22 protein-coding genes are annotated in these 17,883 nt (G+C 53.3%); 4 read left to right on the top strand and 18 right to left on the bottom strand.

Annotation, left to right across the window (positions count from 1 at the left end; genetic code table 11):
- Positions 1–24: 24 nt before the first annotated feature.
- From der to B9L21_RS04755, 4 genes are all read right to left on the bottom strand, one after another.
- Positions 25–1,335: a ribosome biogenesis GTPase Der gene (gene der, locus B9L21_RS04770; protein WP_063165456.1), complete on the bottom strand. Its 1,311-nt coding sequence runs from the start codon at positions 1,333–1,335 to the stop codon at positions 25–27.
- Between the two features lie 276 nt (positions 1,336–1,611).
- Positions 1,612–1,797 (bottom strand): capping complex subunit for YIEGIA, encoded by a 186-nt coding sequence (locus B9L21_RS04765; protein ID WP_063165455.1) that lies wholly within the window; start codon positions 1,795–1,797, stop codon positions 1,612–1,614.
- Positions 1,787–2,689 (bottom strand): YIEGIA family protein, encoded by a 903-nt coding sequence (locus tag B9L21_RS04760; RefSeq protein ID WP_063165454.1) that lies wholly within the window; start codon positions 2,687–2,689, stop codon positions 1,787–1,789. The genes B9L21_RS04765 and B9L21_RS04760 overlap by 11 nt, the downstream gene beginning before the upstream one ends.
- The gene (locus B9L21_RS04755; protein WP_063165453.1) at positions 2,686–3,282 is read right to left on the bottom strand and encodes a hypothetical protein; all 597 of its coding nucleotides are present in this window, start codon (positions 3,280–3,282) and stop codon (positions 2,686–2,688) included. Before B9L21_RS04755 ends, B9L21_RS04760 begins: the two co-directional genes overlap by 4 nt.
- A 315-nt stretch (positions 3,283–3,597) precedes the next feature.
- On the opposite strand from B9L21_RS04755, the gene B9L21_RS04750 reads away from it, so the two are divergent.
- Positions 3,598–3,732 (top strand): YpzI family protein, encoded by a 135-nt coding sequence (locus B9L21_RS04750; RefSeq protein WP_082816529.1) that lies wholly within the window; start codon positions 3,598–3,600, stop codon positions 3,730–3,732.
- Between the two features lie 527 nt (positions 3,733–4,259).
- On the opposite strand, the gene rpsA is transcribed toward B9L21_RS04750, so the two are convergent.
- The 14 genes from rpsA to B9L21_RS04680 form a co-directional block, all read right to left on the bottom strand.
- Complete coding sequence (rpsA, locus tag B9L21_RS04745) at positions 4,260–5,423, bottom strand: 30S ribosomal protein S1 (RefSeq protein WP_063165452.1); 1,164 nt, start codon at positions 5,421–5,423, stop codon at positions 4,260–4,262.
- Between the two features lie 139 nt (positions 5,424–5,562).
- Positions 5,563–6,150 (bottom strand): lysophospholipid acyltransferase family protein, encoded by a 588-nt coding sequence (locus tag B9L21_RS04740; protein WP_063165451.1) that lies wholly within the window; start codon positions 6,148–6,150, stop codon positions 5,563–5,565.
- Entirely contained in the window at positions 6,147–6,821 is a 675-nt protein-coding gene (gene cmk / locus B9L21_RS04735; protein ID WP_063165450.1) for a (d)CMP kinase, read from the bottom strand. The genes B9L21_RS04740 and cmk overlap by 4 nt, the downstream gene beginning before the upstream one ends.
- A gap of 95 nt (positions 6,822–6,916) precedes the next feature.
- Positions 6,917–7,096: a YpfB family protein gene (locus B9L21_RS04730; protein ID WP_063165449.1), complete on the bottom strand. Its 180-nt coding sequence runs from the start codon at positions 7,094–7,096 to the stop codon at positions 6,917–6,919.
- Positions 7,097–7,148: 52 nt separating this feature from the next.
- A complete protein-coding gene (locus tag B9L21_RS04725; RefSeq protein WP_063857293.1) occupies positions 7,149–7,817 on the bottom strand; it encodes a flagellar brake protein in 669 nt (222 codons plus the stop codon).
- A gap of 159 nt (positions 7,818–7,976) precedes the next feature.
- A complete protein-coding gene (gene ypeB, locus B9L21_RS04720) occupies positions 7,977–9,320 on the bottom strand; it encodes a germination protein YpeB (RefSeq protein ID WP_063165448.1) in 1,344 nt (447 codons plus the stop codon).
- Between the two features lie 15 nt (positions 9,321–9,335).
- Entirely contained in the window at positions 9,336–10,130 is a 795-nt protein-coding gene (gene sleB / locus B9L21_RS04715) for a spore cortex-lytic enzyme (protein WP_063165447.1), read from the bottom strand.
- 165 nt (positions 10,131–10,295) lie between these two features.
- Positions 10,296–10,991 carry a glutamic-type intramembrane protease PrsW gene (gene prsW, locus B9L21_RS04710; RefSeq protein WP_063165446.1) on the bottom strand — a complete coding sequence of 232 codons (696 nt, stop codon included), beginning with the start codon at positions 10,989–10,991 and terminating at the stop codon, positions 10,296–10,298.
- An 86-nt stretch (positions 10,992–11,077) separates the two neighbouring features.
- Entirely contained in the window at positions 11,078–12,049 is a 972-nt protein-coding gene (locus B9L21_RS04705; protein ID WP_063165445.1) for an asparaginase, read from the bottom strand.
- 67 nt (positions 12,050–12,116) lie between these two features.
- On the bottom strand, positions 12,117–13,109 hold the full coding sequence (locus B9L21_RS04700) for a YpdA family putative bacillithiol disulfide reductase (protein WP_063165444.1): 993 nt from the start codon (positions 13,107–13,109) through the stop codon (positions 12,117–12,119).
- Between the two features lie 88 nt (positions 13,110–13,197).
- Positions 13,198–14,469 (bottom strand): Glu/Leu/Phe/Val family dehydrogenase, encoded by a 1,272-nt coding sequence (locus B9L21_RS04695; RefSeq protein WP_063165443.1) that lies wholly within the window; start codon positions 14,467–14,469, stop codon positions 13,198–13,200.
- 169 nt (positions 14,470–14,638) lie between these two features.
- Positions 14,639–15,229, bottom strand: coding sequence for a genetic competence negative regulator (locus B9L21_RS04690; protein ID WP_063165442.1), 591 nt, complete (start codon positions 15,227–15,229; stop codon positions 14,639–14,641).
- An 87-nt stretch (positions 15,230–15,316) separates the two neighbouring features.
- Entirely contained in the window at positions 15,317–16,120 is an 804-nt protein-coding gene (locus tag B9L21_RS04685; protein WP_063165441.1) for a metallophosphoesterase, read from the bottom strand.
- 11 nt (positions 16,121–16,131) lie between these two features.
- Positions 16,132–16,524, bottom strand: coding sequence for a hypothetical protein (locus B9L21_RS04680; protein WP_063165440.1), 393 nt, complete (start codon positions 16,522–16,524; stop codon positions 16,132–16,134).
- Positions 16,525–16,631: 107 nt separating this feature from the next.
- On the opposite strand from B9L21_RS04680, the gene B9L21_RS04675 reads away from it, so the two are divergent.
- The 3 genes from B9L21_RS04675 to B9L21_RS04665 are packed head-to-tail and all read left to right on the top strand — an operon-like array spanning position 16,632 to position 17,722.
- Positions 16,632–16,862, top strand: coding sequence for a spore coat associated protein CotJA (locus B9L21_RS04675; RefSeq protein ID WP_012820740.1), 231 nt, complete (start codon positions 16,632–16,634; stop codon positions 16,860–16,862).
- A complete protein-coding gene (locus B9L21_RS04670; protein WP_012820739.1) occupies positions 16,859–17,119 on the top strand; it encodes a spore coat protein CotJB in 261 nt (86 codons plus the stop codon). Before B9L21_RS04675 ends, B9L21_RS04670 begins: the two co-directional genes overlap by 4 nt.
- 33 nt (positions 17,120–17,152) lie before the next feature.
- Entirely contained in the window at positions 17,153–17,722 is a 570-nt protein-coding gene (locus tag B9L21_RS04665) for a manganese catalase family protein (RefSeq protein ID WP_063165439.1), read from the top strand.
- The last annotated feature ends 161 nt before the right edge of the window (positions 17,723–17,883 follow it).

Raw genomic sequence — 17,883 nt, 5'->3', positions numbered from 1 at the left:
CCCGTTGCGGCGCCTCCGCTTCTCTTATTTCCGCGGGCGGGCGATGATTTTGATCGGCGTACCCTCGAAGCCGAACGCGTCGCGAATGCGGTTTTCCAAAAACCGTTCGTACGAAAAATGCATGAGCTCCGGATCGTTGACAAAAGCGACGAACGTCGGTGGTTTGACGGCTACTTGCGTCATGTAATAAATTTTCAGGCGCCGCCCGTTATGCGTCGGCGTCGGGTTCATCGCCACCGCGTCCATAATGACTTCATTGAGCACATTCGTCTGAACGCGCATCGCGTGGTTGTCGCTGACGAGTTGCACAAGCGGCAACAGCTTATGAAGCCGCTGCTTCGTCTTCGCTGACACAAATAAAATCGGCGCATAGTCTAAAAACGGGAAATGATCGCGAATCTTCCGTTCAAATTCCACCATCGTTTTATCGTCTTTTTCGATGGCATCCCATTTATTGACGATGAGAATGACGCCGCGCCCCGCCTCATGCGCATACCCGGCGATTTTTTTATCCTGTTCGATAATCCCTTCCTCCGCGTTTAAAACGACAAGCACGACATCGGAGCGCTCAATGGCTCTTAGCGCGCGCAACACGCTGTATTTTTCCGTGCTTTCGTAAATTTTTCCCCGTTTGCGCATTCCTGCCGTATCAATAATAACATATTTCTGGCCTTCGCGGACAAACGAAGTGTCTACAGCGTCTCTCGTCGTGCCGGCGATATCGCTGACAATCACCCGTTCTTCCCCTAAAATGGCGTTGACAAGCGACGATTTGCCGACGTTCGGCCGGCCGATGAGGCAAAATTTAATGACATCTTCCTCGTATTCTTGCCCGCCGTCTTTCGGAAAATGGCGGACGACAGCGTCAAGCAAATCGCCAAGTCCTGTCCCGTGCGCTCCGGAAATCGGGTACGGATCGCCGAAACCAAGCGTGTAAAAATCGTAAATCAGCTCGCGCATCTCCGGATTGTCGATTTTGTTGACGGCGAGCACGACTGGCTTATTCGACCGGCGCAGCAGTTTCGCCACTTCTTCATCAGCGGACGTCACGCCGTCGCGGCCGTTCGTCATAAAGATGATGACATCCGCCTCATCGATGGCGATTTCCGCCTGCTGGCGAATTTGCACAAGCAGCGGCTCATCGCCGATGTCAATGCCCCCGGTGTCAATCAAGTAAAATGAATGGTTCAGCCATTCGGCGCTGCTGTAAATGCGGTCGCGCGTCACCCCGGGCACATCTTCGACGATGGAAATGCGCTCCCCGACGATGCGGTTGAAAATGGTTGATTTCCCCACATTCGGACGACCGACAATGGCCACGACTGGATTTGCCATGCTACCACCCTTTATCCTCATTTTTGCCTCGCTTTGCTCTTGAAAAAAACGCCCTTCTCCTAGGGCATCGGTTCATCACCGCAAAGTGCACTTGACGGTCTATTTCTTTTACGGTTAAAGCTACGGGGGCAAACTCCCTCGTTCTTTTGCGCGTTTTGTCCATTGAAGGGGCATGAACGTGCCTCGTTTTACACATCAAGGATAACTTTTGGCGATGAACCAGGACATGCTACAACTGCTTTATTTTATCAAAAAGCGAAACGTCCAACAACCGCTTTAATGCTTGACGATCACAAGCAGCCCGTCGCTCAGTTCATGGGCGATGCCGTCTAAAATGGCCTCTAAATTGGCAGCGATCCGCTCCATTTCCTCCCTTGTGCGGCAAATAAAAATCGGGGCGCCGCCGGCAACGTTTTCGCCGTTGGTCGTAATGATGGCCAAAATCATTTTTTCATGCGTCATCACCGCCGCCCCCTCTCCGTTTCCACCGCCGTTTCGCCGGCATGCGAATGGCGCTCTCAAGCACCGGGACGTTTTCAATGACCGCCTTCGCCTTCTCGACATCCTCAACTTGCGGCAAAATAAAAATGCCGACGCGTCCATCGTTTAAATCGCGCTTGGCAAGCGGCACGAGCGCCGGCGTTCCCGAGTCCCGATAAATGCCGAGCGCTGTCGATACATCGTGCAAAATCGCTTGCCGCTGCCCGAGGTTGGCGATCGTTGTTCGGGCGTTGAAGTTTTTCGGCGTCAAAATAAAGCCCATCCCGTAGCGCAAAATTTCTTCCCTCCGCGCCGGCAAGCCGATGTTCATAATGTAGATGTTGTCGACATACAGCCCTGCCCCCTCAAAATGGGGTTTGACATATTTCACATCGGCGATATCTTTCAGCCGGCTTCCGCTCATAAACCGCCGCGCCACCATCATGCCGATGGCGCTGGCCACGAGCGCAGCCCAAACGTTCCAGACTAAATAAAAGAGCGTGGATAAAAAGGAAACGAAAATGACTAAATAGTTCCGCCCTTCAAAGACAATCGCAATGCCTTCAATATACGTTTTTCCGCGCGGCACTAGTTCATACTGATCCAGCTCATTCAGCGTGTTGCGCTCCATGTTGCGCACATCGCGAAACTGCGAAGCCGCCAACGCCAAAAACGTAATGGCCGCAAATTCTTTTTCCATAATCGCCGGCACGGCGACCGTGCCTAAGCCGGCGGCGATGACCCCCAACGCGATATGGATCGTCCGGCCGTGCAAGTATGTCGGGTATTGCCGGTAATCAGTGCGCAACAAATAAAGGCGTGTCAACACCCCGGCGGCGACGCCGTATAAAATTGGAAACGTATATTCGTTCACGGCTGCCTCGTCCCTCCTACAGGCCGTTTTTCCTCAAGTTGAAGCGCGAAGAAGCGAATCGTTTCCCAAGCGAGCAAACATGACGCACCGATTGCCGTCGCGTCTAAAAACGAAAACGAACCGAGCACATAGTCGGGCGCCATCCGGTGAATGGCCGCGGCGTACACCGCTTCCCCTTGACAGCTGCCGAGCGCCAAACAAAGAAGGCGGGCGGCAAGGCGGCGGTGGAACAGACAACTGACGAGAGCGAGCCACCAGGCGAGCATCCACCGGCCATCGAGCCAAATCCAAACCGGATCGAACAAGGCGAGCAAACGGAAGGCGGCGTAAGCAAACGCCAAGCCGGACGCCGATAACGCCATCAGCAGCGGGCGGCATGGCTTCTGCTCGACCGCCGTATAACAAGAAAAGAAAAAAAGCACAAAAAAGGACAACGCCATATGAATGCGGCCAACTTCCGCTGTCAGCGAGGCCGAACTGATCATGACAAGCGCGAACACCGCCAGCTTCGTTCGGGCGGCGGTCTTTTTCATAAAAAACGTTGCCACAAGCCATAACGACCAAAAAAAGAAATAAAAATACATCCCTTCCATCTTTTCCACTCCTTATTATGTTCATTATGCCATGTTTTATCCTCTTCTAATCGGGAACGCCTTCCAGGCTGGTGAAAAACAACAGATTCGCTTGACTGGTGAGAAATCACAACGAACGAAAGGATGACGTTGCAAGGTTTTTCCGTTTGAGAAACACTGTTGGAGAGCAGTATTTCTCCTTAAATCACGATCCTCCCTTATTTCAGGACGAAAGCAGGCGATGAATCGGCGTTTTCCATTGTCGAAACATGCATAGAAAAAACCGCGCCCAGCCATAGTAACAAATGATACTCACATAGAAAGGAGCGGGGTTTGGTGGGAAAAGACCGGCAGGAGAAAAAGCTGAAACAGTCGCGGCAAGTTCAGTCAGACCGTGACCAGTCGTTCTCCTATAAAGGGGCAAGCCGGCTCGATACGCCGGAAGAAGCGCGCGAACGGAACGGATTTTAACGTAATTTCCGACAGAAGTCTCCCTCCTCAAGGAATGTGCAGGGCAAAGCCCAATGAGTAGATGGGAGATGAATGTCGGTTGGCGATCGCCAACTGATGTGGTCATCTATGGTTAGAACGGACGCCTTCGGAGCGAAGGAAAGCGTAAAGGGTTCTTGTGTGTGGCTTACCGTTCGGCGAACACGCACAAGTCGCTTGAAGCCTCCACCTCCAAGCGAAGCGTAGGTGGCGGGTAGTTCACCAACAAAGGTGTCCCAAAACGGCAGGGACACCTTCGTTATTTCCCATTTTGTCTTGAAAAAACCGCCCGTTTTTGCCATTTCGCAATCAATAGAAGAAGCAATGGGACAAAATGATAATGGCCGCTTCAAACTAGATTAGCCTCTCTTACTTTCATTTTGTTTGGAGACAGGGCGGCTCGGCCATGTTGCTAGAAAGTCATTGATCTTTGCTAGTGTTGGACGGGCAAAACAAAAAACCCCATTTTGATGGCAAGTGCCACCAAAATGGGGTTGACTGACGATGGATTATTTTAATTTTTTCAGCTGCTCGCCGATGACTTCGCCGAGCTGGAAGCCGCGCGTTTCCGCCGTTTTCGTATATTGGCTGTAATCTTCCGCCGGAGCGGCCGTTTCCTCCTCGAGCAGTGCGCGGATGCTTAAGGAAATGCGATGCTCGGATTCGTTCACATCGAGCACTTTCGCTTTCACTTCATCGCCTTCTTTCAGCACTTCATGCGGTGAGCCGATGCGGCGGTTGGCGATTTGCGACACATGAACCAACCCTTCGACACCCGGGAAGATTTCCACAAACGCGCCGAATGAAGCGAGCCGCTTCACCGTACCCTTGACGACATCGCCCGGTCTTACCTTCTCGCTGATGCCTTCCCACGGACCCGGCAACGCTTCTTTAATTGACAGCGACAGGCGGCCTTGTTCCGGGTCGACAGCCAACACTTTCACTTTTACCGCATCGCCTTCTTTCACCGCCTCGGACGGATGGGCGACACGCGTATGAGAAAGCTGGGAAATATGTACGAGTCCGTCAAACCCGCCGACATCGACAAAGACGCCGAAATCGGCAATGCGGCGGACGACGCCATCCAGCACTTGCCCCGGCTCAAGACGGGAAAGCAGTTCTTTTTGCTGGCGCTCTTGCTCTTCCTCAACGACCGCCCGGTGCGATAAGATGACGCGGTTTTTCTCGCGGTCGAGTTCAACGACTTTGACAGCGAGCGTTTTTCCTTTGTAGTCGGAAAAATCCTCGACATAATGCGGTTCGACAAGCGAGGCCGGGATAAAGCCACGCACGCCGACATCGGCGACAAGCCCGCCTTTGACGATGTCTTTAATGACCGTTTCAAACGTTTCGCCGCTTGCGAACTTGCGCTCAAGCTCCTCCCATGCCTGCTCGGCGTCGACGGCTTTTTTTGATAAAATGAGCAGCCCTTCTTCCCCGTCTTTGCCTTCTTCCACTTTTTTCACTTTGGCCGTCACTTCATCGCCGACGGCGACCGCATCGCTCGGCTTCTCGATATGCAAGTTGGACAGCTCGCTGATCGGAATGATGCCGCTTTGCTTGCTGTTTTCCACCTCAACAAGCACTTGCTTGTCTTCGAGCTTCACCACTTTGCCGCGGACGATGTCGCCCACCTCATACACATTCACTTGCACATTCATCTCTTCTGTCATCGTAAAAACCCCTCCTTCATCGACTGACGATCCTGCAAAAGCGCGCCTCGCGCCGAGGCCGCGGCCGGCTGTCGGCAAAAATAAGGACGCTTTTCTAATTAGTATACCATATTTTCTCAATCAACATGTACTATAATGCTTACTGATGCTGCTCAAGCAGGCGGCGAATATGCTCCATAATGCAATCGGCCGCTTCTTCCGGGCTGGCCTTCCGCTCACGCAGCGGCGCCATATCAATCGGCGCCCCGTAGACGACGTTGAGCGGCACAAACGGCCGATATGGGCCGATAATGGCGCACGGGACGACAGCCGCATCAGTGCGCAAGGCGAAAAAACCGACGCCGGGCAGCGCCCGTTTCAGCCGGCCGTCCTTGCTGCGCGTCCCTTCGGGAAAAATGCCGAGCACTTCGCCTTGTTTCAGCACCTCAAGCCCTGTGCGCAGCGCTTGGCGGTCGTTCATGCCGCGCTTCACTGGAAACGCGCGCAAGTTTTTGACGAGCGTTTTCACCACCGGGGTGCGAAACAATTCTTCTTTCGCCATAAACCGGACCGGCCGCGGCGCCGTAATGCCGACGACCGGCGGATCTAAGTTGCTGATATGGTTGGCGCAAAGAAGCACCGCGCCTTCTTTTGGAAATTGCTCAAGCCCTGTGACTTGAATGCGGTACAAAGGAGTCAATATGCTTTTTACCGCTCCTTTAGCCACCGAATAAAAATCCACCCTCATCCAATCCTTTCGTTGACAATTTCCATAATGCGCGCCGCCACTTCCTCGACCGTCAGCGACGTCGTGTCAATTTCCACCGCGTCCGGCGCCTTGCGAAGCGGCGCCGTTTCCCGCTCTGAATCGATCCGGTCGCGGCGGGCGATCTCTTCTTTCAGCTTTTCGAGGTCAGATGGAAAGCCGCGGGCGATATTTTCTTCGTGCCGACGCCGCGCCCGCTCCTCGACCGAGGCTTTTAAGAAAATTTTCACCTCGGCATTCGGAAGCACGTTCGTCCCGATATCGCGCCCGTCCATTACAACGCCTCCCCCTTCGGCCAGGGCGCGCTGGCGGGCGACCATCTCCGCGCGCACAAGCGGGTGTTTCGCGACGAACGATACCGCATTTGTCACCGCCTCTCCGCGAATGATATCGGTGACGTCCTCGCCGTTGACAAACACCAATTGCCCGTGCGGCGACGGCTTCAGTTCAATCGATGTATCACGGAGCAATGACAACAGCGCCTGTTCATCATGGATGTCGACGCCGCATTGAAGCGCCCGGTGCGTTAACGCGCGGTACATCGCACCGGTATCGATGTATACATACGAAAGGCGGTTGGCAATGAGTTTGGCGACCGTGCTTTTCCCTGCTGCCGCAGGTCCATCGATCGCGATGTTAATTCGTCGTTCCATAACTCCTCCTGCTTCATCGAATCATGTAATGGCTGCACAAAGAAAAATGCAGGAAAACCCTGCATGTTCTCATGTTCATTGTACCATATTTGCCGTCAACGGTCGACGGCCGTCTCAATCGTTTCTGTTTTTTCCGGCTTGGCTACCCCTTCATACTCGTACACTTTGCCGATATAAAACGCCACCGGCGTATACAACACGAGCCATTGAGCGATCAGCAAACAAATCGCTTGGATCACAACGAGCTTCCATAACAGCTGCTCGATCCGCTTCATGGCACAAACATCCTGCCTTCCGTTTTTTCTAGCAGTATTCCACACGCCCCGCTCATTTATTCTCTTCGTTTTCCCTTTTCTTTTCGTCAAGCTGCCGCTCGAAACTGTAGCGGATGAGCCGGGCGCGGTCTTGGGGAAGGAGGTCGGTGAATTCAACCGACATTTTCGCAATGCCGCGCTCATCAGTAGTCATGCGGACGATCGTCGCTTTCGTTTTCATATAGTAATATTCACCGGAGCGCATGGTTAGCACAAGCCAAAGCTCAACCGCCATGCCGGGGTGAAGAAGCGAAGCGCATGCCGGCGGGATGAGAAGCGCAGCTCCGCCGGCGCTCATATCGACCGTCATCGTCACAAACGGAGCGAATCCACCGTCAAGCGGATGGACAGCCGCATCGACGTTTGCCTTCACCCGCACATATCGGCGGCGCTGGATGCGTATGACATCTTCGTCGCCCGGATAAGCCAAGACGACCATCGGCAACGGGTCGCGCACTTTCCCTTTCACTTCCGTATCAAACATGTATAATCCCCCGTCCTGGCCGACAAAGCTCGCCTTAAATTGCATGCCGTTTAACAAATACACGGTTTTTCCGCTCTGTTCGTCGACAGGATAACTAATATGGATCGCCCCGTCAACGATGGCGAGCGTTTTGCTTCGGTATTGCCGCGTCGAACCGTCGAGCGGCTCGAGGCGAACCCGATCCCCGATCTTCATCATCATCTTGCTTTTCCCCTTTTCGGCCAGCTGGCGAATCATCTATGCTTGCCGCTGGCCCGTATCGTTTCACACGGCTATTATACCATACAACCCACGCTCCAGACCGGTGGGAATGAAAAAGGAGGAAAAGCCCTATCCTTGGCTTTCCCTCCTTTCCTCTCACCCGTAGTTCGGCTCGACACTTTCGAGCCTTTCCACTTTTTCCTCGAGGCCGGTCGACGCGTTAATAAACAGCTGGTACGTCTCGTCGCCAAGCGTTCCTAAAAACTCGTAACAAAGCACCGGTTTTTGCAAGTCGTTCATAATGATGGCCTGACGCTGCTCCATTACTTTCAACTGCGGATTGACCTTTTTCTTCGCTGCTTCGACGGTGAGTTTCGGTTTTGGCAGCGGGCGCGGGACTGACGATGACAAATAATCGCGCGCCGTAAAACCGACGACACGGCCGTTATCGAGCGCCACTTTCATTTGGATGGCTTCTGGGTAAATGCGAACGCCGTTTTCACTTTTGACAAACGTAAGCACGGCGACATTATCGTATTGCGTGCTGTCGTACAGCTCAAACCCGGTAAATTGATGCCGTTTTAAAAATGCCATCCCGCGGCTGGCCGCTTCATGCAAGCTGATCTTCGGCTTGCCGACAGGCCGGCTGTTGAGCGCCCAAATCGGGTAGCCGCCCTTTTTCGTAATGTCCATATAAATGTCGCCCTTTGTTTTCGGATCGTGAATCGTCAAACTGTAAAAGCGGTCGTCCGCTCCTTTGCCGCTTTCCGTCACCTTGATCTCCTCCGTCCCCTTTAGACCGAGGAAATCGCGGGCAATTCGTTTCGCTTCCGCCTTGGTAATCGATTGGCCTTGCGCGCGGACAAACCCTTTTTCTTCATTGGCAAGGCCGATGAACGACGGGCCGAACTCCGACGAACTCGAGAACGTATCGATATTTTTTTCGACCGCTTTAAAGCCGTCAATAATAATGTTGTCGCCTTTTTGGTCGTTCGTTGCCAGCGCCAGCTCAACATCCATCCAGCGCAAGTTGTTTTCAAGCACTAAATGTTGCACATTGCGCAGCTCTTGGCGAATCGCTCCGGCATTTTTGTACAGCGCCTGCAGCGTCTTGTACTCTTCCTTTGTCAACGGTTCCTCTTCTAAATCGCGCACCGCCGTTCGATAGCTGAACTCGCCGATTTGCGATAAAAACTCTTGCGTCTTGTTAAACGGCAAGAGCGACAGCGGCAGCTGTCCGACGTCCGAGTGGGCTTCGGACGCAATTTTCCACACTTCAGCCAGCGCCGGCGACAATGACGCATGCGAGTTCATCGCCAGCGTGGCGCCGAGCTTGTCATGAAGCAAGTCGATTTGGTAGGCCAAATCGTGGAACGCGCGCTGGTAGTTGTTTTCCGCTTGGATTAAAATCGCGTTTTTTTCCAAGTGCTCGCGGTAGCCCCAATAGCCGGTGCCGATGACAGCGAGCGCGAGCGCCGCGAGCAATATGTTTCGCACCATTCCGTCTCCCTCCTTTTATTTGCAGAAAATATGCTGCCCGATCCGCTTAATTTGCGGCCGGCTCCAAATCCAAGCGCTCGTCGCCGTCGCCGGGTTGAAATAGTAAATGGCCCCGCCGCTCGGATCCCAGCCGTTGATGGCATCAAGCACCGCCTTTCGCGCTGTTTCGTTTGGCGTCAGCCAAATTTGTCCGTCAGCGACCGCGGTGAACGCACCCGGTTGAAAAATAACTCCAGCGACCGTATCCGGGAACGACGGATGTTCGAGCCGGTTTAAAATGACGGCGGCCACGGCCACCTGTCCGATGTACGGTTCGCCGCGCGCTTCACCATACACTGCGTTCGCCATCAGCTGAATATCGTTTTGCGAAAACCCTTTTGGCACGTTCGACGCCGTCGTTTTCGCCGTTCCCCCTCCTCCTCCGCCGCGCTTTTTCACTTGCTGGCTGAGCGGAATGCCGCCGTAATGGGTGAAATCATTCCCTTGGCGGATTTGTCTTTTGACAAACTCCTCGTAGTATTTCGAGGCGTTCACTAACTTTTGCTTCGTTTCTGCCCCGGCCAGCCCATCGACTGGCAGGCCGTATTCGTATTGGAAATTGCGCAGCGCCCAATACGTGCGCCAACCGAATACGCCGTCAATTTTGCCGTTGTAAAAACCGAGATATTGCAGCCGCGCCTGCAGTTCAATGACATCATCCCCAACCGCCCCCCGCTGGATCACTTGCGGGGAAAAGGCGGCAGCATGGCTTGCTGGATGCAGGCATATCCACGCGCCGATTAAGGTGAACATGATGAGTTTCCTTACCATATGCAAACCTCCCGTCGACCATCGCCGTTTTTATCCTTATTTTCCTCCTGTTTTCCCTCTTTATGCAGAAAAAAGAAAAAAGGGCCGTCCGGAAAGCCGCGTGTTCGGCTTTCGGATGCCCCTTTTCGCGTTTCAACGCCTTGCAGCAGCCACAATCGCACCTTTTTAAGGAAGTTCTACTTTTCGAACGACCGCTTTCGCTGACGGCGTCACTTGACAGCGGGCGTACCCTTTTGCTTGCTTCACTTTGCGCAGCGCCACCCACCATAAAGCGAGCATAAACGGCCCCATGTAATAGCCCCATTGCTTGTTGGCCAGCAAAATCCAGTCATAGATGCCGTGGAGAAAAAACGGCAGCAAAAACGACGCCCATAAATAATAGCGGCGCTTTCGGCCGGCAAATTTCGCCTTGCCGAAATAAAACCCCATAATGACGGCAAACAGCGCATGGCTTGACACCGGCAACAGCGCCCGGGCGACGGCTGTCTCCACCCCGTTGGCCAGCAAGTATAAAATGTTTTCGAGCGTCGCAAAGCCCAGCGAGACGCTGGCGCTGTACACAATGCCGTCGTACGGCTCATCAAATTCATCGTGGTCGTACACAAAAAAATAGATGATAAACCATTTGACAAACTCTTCAAGCAGCGCCGCAGATAGGAACGCTTCAGCCGCCGGCGATGAAATGATGTTTTCCTCCGCTAACACGTATTGAATGAACATGATCGGAAAAACGAGGAGGACGCCGAAAAAAAACATGCGCAACACAAAGGACAGCGGTTCAGCCTCATACTCGTCCTTTAAGTAAAAATAGCTGAGCAGCGCCACCCCGGGGGCGACGCCGGCAGAAATGAGCGAAAACATACCGATCCCCGTTTCTCTGTCGTTTTACCTCTATCGTACCACGAAACTAGGAAGCGAAAAAGAGAAATTGCCGGACAGCTCCTCGCCTAATAGGCAAACAAGCCGTCGAGGGCCGCGCCGGAAGCAAGGGCGACGGCGAGTTTGATGCGCGCTTTTTTCGCATCGTAGTCGCTGCCGAGAATCACGCCTTTTTTATGCAAATCATAGGCGCTCCCTAAATAATCGTACGTCGTGTACACCGCTCCTTCCTCGGCGCTCGTCGTCACGACGACTTTTATGCCGGCTTCGATGGCCTTGACGATTTCACTGACCATGTTCGGCGCCACTTGTCCGCGGCCGACTCCTTCGAGCACAATGCCGGCAACGCCGCTTTCACGGGCCGCTTTAATAAACTTTCCGTCCGCTTCCAAATAACATTTCACAATGTCGACGGGCGGAAGCGGGCGCACGAGTTCGTAATATTCACGCCGGATCGGCTTTTGGTACACATGCACTTCATCGTTGTCAATAATGCCTAAATAGCCGAAGCCAAACGCATTAAACCCTTGAATGTTCGAGGCGTGCTCTTTTTTCACGTATTTCGCGGCAAAAATGCGCTCGTTGAACACGACGACCGTCCCCGCTCCGCGCAACGGCTCCGCGCACGCAGCGTAAATGGCATGGCGGATGTTGATATACACATCGCTTCCTAAATCGGCCGGCGCCCGCTGCGAGCCGGTGACGACGATTGCGCGCGGGTCATTCACCGTCAAATCAAGAAAGTACGCCGTCTCCTCAAGCGCATCGGTCCCATGGGTGACGACGATGCCATCAACAGACGGGTCGGCAAAATGCGCCTCAATCCGCTTTTTTAACTCCATCCAATGCGCGAACGTCAAATGCATGCTCGGCAGCTGGAACACGCTCTCAACTTTGACTTCGATCTCTTCCGGCAAATGGCACATCGCAGCGAGCTCTTCGCCGCTTAACGCCCCGGCGTTCAAGCGGCCGGACCGTTCATTCCGTTTGCTGGCGATCGTGCCGCCGGTCGTCAGCAGCACTACCTTCCGTTTCGTCACATCCGTCACCTTCGCTTTTCGATTTCAAACATGATGCCCATCTGATTTTGCCGCGCCTAGACGGGGGTTACAACGGCTTCCGGGCCGATGCTTCCCGCTCGCGTTCGGCGATGCAGGCAGCGATATGATCTCCGTGAAAACGGCCGTTTTCGATAAAAATTTCATTGGCATCATTGCCAGCGGCGATCACCCCGGCGATAAACACCCCTGGCACATTCGTCTCCATCGTGTCCGGGTCATAATGCGGCCGGCCGCTTTCCGGATCAACGTGAACGCCGATGCTCGTTAAAAAGCGATGGTCAGGATGATAGCCGGTCATCGCGAACACAAAATCGTTTTTGATCGTTTTCGTTTCCCCGTTTACTTCGTAAACGACGGCATCTTCCGTAATTTCTTTCACATGGGCGTGAAATTCCATGCGGATGACGCCTTTGCGCACCAATGCATCAAACTCCGGCAAAATCCATGGTTTGATGCTTTTTGAATACCCGCCGCCGCGGTATAGCACCGTGACGCGCGCCCCGGCTTTGACAAGCTCCATCGCCGCGTCGACGCTCGAATTTTTCCCGCCGATGACAACGCAGTCGGTGTTGAAGTACGGGTGCGCTTCTTTAAAATAATGCATCACTTTCGGCAGCTCTTCCCCCGGCACGTTCATATCGTTGGGATGGTCGTAATACCCGGTGGCAACCACGACGTATTGGGCACGATACGTGTCTTTTGACGTTTCAACCAAAAACGCCCCGTCTTGTTGCCGCTTGATCGTTTTCACTTCTTCAAACGTATTGACGCGCACTTGTTTACGGACGACGACTTCGCGGTAATAGGCGAGCGCCTGGCTCCTCGTCGGCTTCCGATTTTCTGTAATAAACGGCACACCGCCGATTTCGAGCCGATCGCTCGTGCTGAAAAACGTTTGATGCGTCGGGAAGCGATAAATCGCATGGACGATGTTTCCTTTTTCGATCACAAGCGGCGAAAACCCGGCATCCTGTAAAGCGATCGCCGCCGCCAGTCCACATGGTCCGCCGCCGACGATGATGATGGTTTCTTCCCTCATGTTTTTGTCACCTCGCACGAAGCAAAAAATCCCCTATCTTATGATAGGGGATTTCGCGAAAGCTTGCAAACGTCAGCGCTCGCCGCGTTCACACCCAGCCGCGGAATCGGCACGCTTCCGCCATTTTACGGACGCCGACCATGTAGGCGGCAAGGCGCATGTCAACGCGGCGCGTTTGCGCCATGTCATAGACATTGTTAAACGCCTTGACCATCACTTTCTCAAGCCGCTGTTCAACTTCTTCTTCCGTCCAATAATAGCCTTGGTTGTTTTGCACCCATTCGAAATACGACACCGTCACGCCGCCGGCGCTGGCGAGCACATCCGGGACAAGCAAAATGCCGCGTTGTGTCAAAATTTCTGTCGCCTCGAGCGTCGTCGGGCCGTTCGCCGCCTCGACAACGATGCCCGCCTTAATGCGCGGGGCGTTTTCGGCCGTAATCTGGTTTTCGATGGCCGCCGGCACTAAAATGTCGCAATCGAGCTCAAGCAGCTCTTTATTCGAAATCGTGTTTTTAAACAGCTTCGTCACCGTACCGAAGCTGTCGCGCCGCTCGAGCAAATAATCGATATCGAGCCCGTTCGGGTCGTACAGCGCGCCGTATACGTCGGAAATGCCGACGACTTTCGCCCCGGCGTCATGCATAAACTTCGCCAAATAGCTGCCGGCGTTGCCGAATCCTTGAACGACGACGCGCGCTCCTTCAAGCGACAAACCGCGTTTTTTCGCCGCCTCGCGGATGCAAATCGTCACCCCTTTGGCCGTCGCTGTTTCCCGGCCGTGCGAACCGCCGAGCACAAGCGGCTTTCCGGTAATAAAGCCCGGCGAATCGAATTCGCGGATGCGGCTGTACTCATCCATCATCCATGCCATAATTTGCGAGTTCGTAAACACGTCAGGCGCCGGGATGTCTTTGGACGGTCCGACGATTTGGCTGATGGCGCGTACATACCCGCGGCTTAACCGCTCAAGCTCGCGGAACGACATCGTGCGCGGGTCGCAGACGATGCCGCCTTTGCCGCCGCCATACGGCAAATCGACGATGCCGCATTTTAAGCTCATCCAGATCGACAGCGCTTTCACCTCACGCTCGGTGACATCAGGATGAAAGCGCACGCCGCCCTTCGTCGGGCCGACTGCATCGTTATGCTGCGCCCGATAGCCGGTAAAAATTTTCACCGATCCGTCGTCCATGCGCACCGGAATGCGGACGGTCAGCACGCGGATCGGCTCTTTCAAGAGCTCGTACACTTCTTCCGGGTAGCCGAGCTTTTCCAATGCTCTATGTATAACAATTTGCGTCGACGCCAGCACGTCGTATTGTTGTTCCTTGTCTTCCGTATGCTTATCGGCTGCCATACGTAAACCTCCTATAAGCTCGCTATAATAGTTTGTCGCCTTCCATGTCATAGTATACACCTTCTCTTGGCGTCTGCAAAGGAAAAATGGTGAAACGGGCCGAACGCTCCAGGCGGCGTTTCACCCGAAAAAATAGACTCCTTGTCCATATAAAGGAGTCTAGTTATGCTTAGTCGGCCCGGAAATAATGAACGAGTTGCTCAATGGCGCGGCGTTCCATTAATCGTTTTCCATATTCTTGCACACGGTGTATCGTTATCGTAGCCGGGTTGCCGAACTCGGCCAGCAAGGCGACGAAGTTGTCGAGCGGAATCGGTGGTTCTTCGGCAACATGCAAGTAAAAGCGGCCTTGGTACGAATAGAGTGTGCCATCAAGGCATCCGACCGCACACAAACGATGGGCGAGCTGAATGACATCTTCGAACGTTTGGAATTCGTAAAATATGTCATCACTCTCATCGAGCGTTACTTGCATTTCAATGTAATCATCGGCAAATTCTTCTTCGATGTCGTCGTAGTCGCCTTCGTTCGTGACGATAACGACCATGCCCTGTGCCGGTAAAGAGTACACTTCGACCGCGATCGATCCGTTCACTTCGAAGCCGAGCTCTTCGCTTGCTTCCTCAATCATATCGCGGAACAACTGATGGACTTTAAACGTGTCTTTCCATAAATCGTCTTTTGTCAATCCGCGATCAAGCAAATCATCGAATGTCAGGAAGATTTTAATTTTGTTGTGGGTCAAGCGCTCAAGACGCATCGGCACCCCTCCTTACCTACAGAGCCATCTCTTACCGTTATTGTATGTTGCAACTCGCAATTGGTTCATTTGTTATTATTAATGAGTTTACATCGTTTCTCCGGTTTTAGACAAGCATTTTTTCTCGGTTGTCGTTTTTCCGGGCACAATCGTGATGAGATGAGTCTCTGCCGGCGCTCCGAGGCGAAGCGGCACCCCGGTCGTCCCGTAGCCATTACTCGTAAACAACGCAGTGTTTCCGTGCCATTTGAGCCCTCCTTTCTCATACAATCCAAGCGAAAACAACCGGATTTGCCCGCCATGTGTATGGCCGCTCAACACGAGCGAAATGCGCTGTTCATCTCTCAGGCGGCCGATGATCGCCGGATTATGACAAGCTAAAATCCGAAATGATTGGGGTGGAGCACATTCGAGCGCTCGATCGATATCCGCCTCCTTCCGGCTTACATCGCCGACGCCGATGAGCGCGACCGGCACACCGCCGTGCTCCCATACTTTCGCTTTGTTTTTGAGCACATGGACGCGCTCTTCCTCGAGCAATGATTGAAGATCGTAATCGACTTCGTCATCATTGTTTCCCCAGACGAAATAAACGGGAGCGACCGCTTGCAACCGGCGTACATTTTCGCGGACGCGCGCTTCGGGTACCCCTCTTTCGGCCAAATCTCCGCCAATCACGACGAGATCAGCCTTTCCTTTCACGTTCTCAAGCATGCGTGACGAAACGATCCGCCGATGAATATCAGAAATAAAAAAAATGGTAAGCGGCGGCCAGTGAATGGGAAAATGAGGAAACGACAACGTCACGTGACGAACCCGATTGCTGTGCGCTTCTTTCCACATATAGCCAAGCAAAAACAGAACGCTCGTGATCATTCCCCCGATGACCATACTTCCTCCTGCTAAAGCCGGCCGCCTTCTTTCAGCCGGCGTTCTCTCATCGTCATCATACCATAACAGAAGGAAAAAACGAAAAAAAGCGCCGCTGTTTGCCAATGAAACTGAAACGCCCAATAAAAATGGCTGAGCGCCGCCATGCTCATCAACCATTCACCAACACGGAACCGCCGTCCGGACAGCAGACGCCCGCTCCCGATGATCGCCGTACGGATAAGCGCCCCATTGGCAGCAGCGCCAAGCAAAAAACAAGCGAACGCAAGCCATGTCCGAAGCGGGGAAAACAGCAGCCCCGTCAAAAACTGCGCAAAGGAAAACGGTTCAAGCGGCGGCAGCCAGCGAAAAAACAAGTAAGTGCACAAAACAGCGGCCATGGCTGTCATCGATAGGCGGCCCATGTTTTCCTCCTTAATTTTATTCCTATCATTCGTCGTGGCAAACAGGCATGAACGATACCGCTCTATCATACATATAGACTGAACTTTGCCAAAAAAGGGGGGGTTTGATGTTTACGACACGAAAACAGTACGAACCGTATATTAGTCCGTTTGACCCGTGCCCGCCGATCCGTGTCAAAACGTACGTCACCGCGCCGAACTTGTACGTCGGATTCCAACCGCCAAACTTGCCGCAATTTCCGCTTCGCGAAGCATTAATGAAAGGAACGCTTTGGCAAGTGTTTTACGACCCCTATTACAGCCCTTACGAAACGAAAACAAAAGGTGATGGCTCATGAAACAAATGCCAAAGGAGTATTATGAGCAGCTCGAAGAGCTGCAGGCTGTCGACTTTGCCCTCGTTGAGCTCACGCTTTATTTAGACACTCATCCAACCGATTACCAGGCGATTCAACAATTTAACCAACTCGCCCAAAAGCGGAAGCAGCTGAAAAAGCAGTTTGAAGCCGCCTACGGCCCGCTCGAGCAGTTTGGCCATAGCTATTCCAACTATCCGTGGAACTGGGACGACACGCCATGGCCTTGGCAAGTGTAGCTGATCCATCACGAGCGCAAGGAGGAACGGATCATGTGGATTTATGAAAAAAAATTGCAATACCCGGTCCGCGTCAGCACGTGCAACCCGAGGCTGGCAAAATATTTGATCGAACAGTACGGGGGAGCGGACGGGGAGCTCGCCGCGGCGCTCCGTTACTTAAACCAACGCTATACGCTGCCATCGAAAGTGATCGGATTGCTAAACGACATCGGCACAGAAGAGCTCGCCCATCTCGAAATGATCGCCACCATGGTATACAAACTAACGAAAGACGCGACGCCGGAACAGCTGAAAGAAGTCGGGCTTGAGCCGCATTACGTCGACCATGAGCGCGCCCTCTTTTACCATAACGCCGCCGGCAATCCGTTTACGGCGACGTACATTCAGGCGAAAGGCGATCCGATCACTGACTTGTACGAAGACATCGCCGCTGAAGAGAAGGCGCGCGCCACGTATCAATGGATCATCAACATGAGCGACGATCCGGACTTAAACGACGGGCTCCGCTTTTTGCGCGAGCGGGAAATCGTTCACGCGCAGCGGTTCCGCGAAGCGGTCGAGATTTTAAAAGAAGAGCGCAACCATAAAAAAGTCTTTTAATTTTCATCTAAACACATCCCCCGCTTTGCAAAGCAGAAGAAAAGCGGGGGATAACCATGACTGCGGATTCGATCTTTCCTTCAAAACGGAAGGAAGCACAAAAGTTTCCCCGCGCACGGCTGCAACAAGCCGCCTGAGGCGTCCATCTGGAAGCATAGACA

Source organism: Geobacillus uzenensis, from assembly GCF_002217665.1.
Taxonomy (GTDB): domain Bacteria; phylum Bacillota; class Bacilli; order Bacillales; family Anoxybacillaceae; genus Geobacillus; species Geobacillus subterraneus.
This window is presented reverse-complemented; position numbering and strand designations above follow the sequence as displayed.

Coding starts and splice junctions, on each gene's coding strand:
- B9L21_RS04685 (WP_063165441.1), bottom strand. CDS start 16,120: ATGGTCATCGGGGGAATGATCACGAGCGTTCTGTTTTTGCTTGGCTAT.
- sleB (WP_063165447.1), bottom strand. CDS start 10,130: ATGGTAAGGAAACTCATCATGTTCACCTTAATCGGCGCGTGGATATGC.
- B9L21_RS04675 (WP_012820740.1), top strand. CDS start 16,632: ATGTTTACGACACGAAAACAGTACGAACCGTATATTAGTCCGTTTGAC.
- B9L21_RS04755 (WP_063165453.1), bottom strand. CDS start 3,282: ATGGAAGGGATGTATTTTTATTTCTTTTTTTGGTCGTTATGGCTTGTG.
- prsW (WP_063165446.1), bottom strand. CDS start 10,991: ATGTTTTCGCTCATTTCTGCCGGCGTCGCCCCCGGGGTGGCGCTGCTC.
- B9L21_RS04680 (WP_063165440.1), bottom strand. CDS start 16,524: ATGGGCCGCCTATCGATGACAGCCATGGCCGCTGTTTTGTGCACTTAC.
- B9L21_RS04670 (WP_012820739.1), top strand. CDS start 16,859: ATGAAACAAATGCCAAAGGAGTATTATGAGCAGCTCGAAGAGCTGCAG.
- B9L21_RS04765 (WP_063165455.1), bottom strand. CDS start 1,797: ATGACGCATGAAAAAATGATTTTGGCCATCATTACGACCAACGGCGAA.
- der (WP_063165456.1), bottom strand. CDS start 1,335: ATGGCAAATCCAGTCGTGGCCATTGTCGGTCGTCCGAATGTGGGGAAA.
- rpsA (WP_063165452.1), bottom strand. CDS start 5,423: ATGACAGAAGAGATGAATGTGCAAGTGAATGTGTATGAGGTGGGCGAC.
- B9L21_RS04695 (WP_063165443.1), bottom strand. CDS start 14,469: ATGGCAGCCGATAAGCATACGGAAGACAAGGAACAACAATACGACGTG.
- B9L21_RS04690 (WP_063165442.1), bottom strand. CDS start 15,229: ATGCGTCTTGAGCGCTTGACCCACAACAAAATTAAAATCTTCCTGACA.
- B9L21_RS04665 (WP_063165439.1), top strand. CDS start 17,153: ATGTGGATTTATGAAAAAAAATTGCAATACCCGGTCCGCGTCAGCACG.
- cmk (WP_063165450.1), bottom strand. CDS start 6,821: ATGGAACGACGAATTAACATCGCGATCGATGGACCTGCGGCAGCAGGG.
- B9L21_RS04725 (WP_063857293.1), bottom strand. CDS start 7,817: ATGATGAAGATCGGGGATCGGGTTCGCCTCGAGCCGCTCGACGGTTCG.
- B9L21_RS04730 (WP_063165449.1), bottom strand. CDS start 7,096: ATGAAGCGGATCGAGCAGCTGTTATGGAAGCTCGTTGTGATCCAAGCG.
- B9L21_RS04740 (WP_063165451.1), bottom strand. CDS start 6,150: ATGAGGGTGGATTTTTATTCGGTGGCTAAAGGAGCGGTAAAAAGCATA.
- B9L21_RS04700 (WP_063165444.1), bottom strand. CDS start 13,109: ATGAGGGAAGAAACCATCATCATCGTCGGCGGCGGACCATGTGGACTG.
- ypeB (WP_063165448.1), bottom strand. CDS start 9,320: ATGGTGCGAAACATATTGCTCGCGGCGCTCGCGCTCGCTGTCATCGGC.